General features: G+C 36.7%; 2 protein-coding genes. Both read left to right on the forward strand.

Annotated elements, in window-relative coordinates; genetic code table 11:
• Positions 1-471 precede the first annotated feature (471 nt).
• Positions 472-936 (forward strand): GNAT family N-acetyltransferase, encoded by a 465-nt coding sequence (locus tag A6E04_RS20690; RefSeq protein WP_065612282.1) that lies wholly within the window; start codon positions 472-474, stop codon positions 934-936.
• Positions 937-1,182: 246 nt separating this feature from the next.
• On the forward strand, positions 1,183-1,533 hold the full coding sequence (locus A6E04_RS20695; protein ID WP_065612283.1) for a cupin domain-containing protein: 351 nt from the start codon (positions 1,183-1,185) through the stop codon (positions 1,531-1,533).
• Positions 1,534-1,760 lie beyond the last annotated feature (227 nt).

A 1,760-nucleotide genomic window follows, 5' to 3' on the forward strand; every position in this document is an offset into this window, starting at 1 on the left:
GTTCAGGCGTTTCAGAGGCTAATTTACGCTTCAATGGTTCTTTGGTTATGCCTCATTTTAGTCTGCATCCGTGTTTTCCTTGCAGTATTTCCAATCCCAATTGTGGCTAATATATTTGGTTTTTCAGTTCCAAACTTGTTGAGACCAAACCGTTCAAATGGCGTAAAAAATATATTTATTTTCCATTCACTTTATCTCGCAATTTAAGAACATTTTGTTCGCTTAATTACTATCGGTAAATTAGAATCTAGGCTTAGAAAATCTTGGCAGGGCAGTTCTTTACCAAGTTGACCAAGCCGAAAGTAAGCACGCACAACAATCGCATCAACACGATTTATTACATTCGGCGTTCTGGGTTTGTCTTGAGTTTCGTGATTAAGGCATCAAAATTCAGGTTGGTTTGTATAGTAATAAACGTGTTATGCCAGCGTTATATCGTTTTTTTAAGTTCATCGTTTTAAAGGATTAGACATGATTCAGCTCAGACCAATGACCTCAAATGAATACCCTGCGTATTGTGATTATTTCATTGATGATTACAGCCGTGAAATAGCTGAAAACTATGGTCACTCAATGGATAGGGCGCTCGAATTGGCTAATCAGGATCTTCTTCGTAGTTTTCCTAATGGTTTGGAAACTAATGAGCATGAATTATTGTGCATTGAATCAGGTTCAGAATTGGTTGGTTATTTGTGGCACTCGATTAACGAAAATGATAAATCGACGTTTATTTATGATTTCTTCATTTTTCCAAATTGTCGGAATAATGGCTATGGGAAATTGGCAATTACTGCTCTTGAATCACAATTGAAATCGATTGGTATTGAGCAAATAAAATTACGAGTTGCATACCAAAATCAAAGAGCGTTAAAACTGTATCAAGAGGTTGGTTTTTCTATTTCTGGCTACAATATGTCAAAGAAAATAATAAGTTAGCATTCTCGATATAACAAAGCAATCAACACGATTTACTACATTCGGCGTTGTAGGTTTGCCTTTAGATTCAGTGATTAAGGCGGTAAAATTCAGCTAAGTCTATGTCGTAGTAAACGTGTTATTGCGGCGTTATGGTAATTTTTGTGACATTTTCTGTGTGGTTTTGGTAGAGCGTAAACTGTTTTTAATTTAACCTCTTAGCGGTCAGAAATATTATTAATTGGACAAGAATAGAAAGGGATAGCAATGATTCGTAATTTCTACAACTGTGATAGAGAAGTTGATAACAATAGCCATGACGGTGTTGGGTCTATTGATATTTACCGTGCATTTAGACGTAAAGATTTTGATGGTGCTTGGGACTTTGCTATTCGTGTCATTATGCCGGCAGGTAGTTCAATGGGGGAGCATTCTCACGAAGATGATGAAGAGATGTATATAATCCTCAAAGGTGAAGGCTCAATGATTATTGAGGGTGAAACTAAACGAGTTATTGCTGGCGACATGATTGTGAATAAACGTTTTGGTACTCATGGCTTATTAAATGATTCTGCCGAAGAAATTGAATTGCTAATCATCCAAGCAAGTTTAAAGTAACTGTTATATTGCTCATTTCAGTTAGGTGCAAGACAATCACCATAACAATCGCATCAACACGATTTGCTACACTCGGCGTTATCAGTTTGCCTTTAGTTTCAGTGATTAAGGCGTTAAAATTCAACTAAGTCTGTATCGTAGCAAACGTGTTATGCAGGCGTTACACGAACTCTAAGAACGCAGTTTTTTGGTTCAGTTCAGCGATTGATCCGTTAATTTCTTAGGCG

This window comes from Aliivibrio logei (genome assembly GCF_001691055.1).
Classification (GTDB): domain Bacteria; phylum Pseudomonadota; class Gammaproteobacteria; order Enterobacterales; family Vibrionaceae; genus Aliivibrio; species Aliivibrio salmonicida.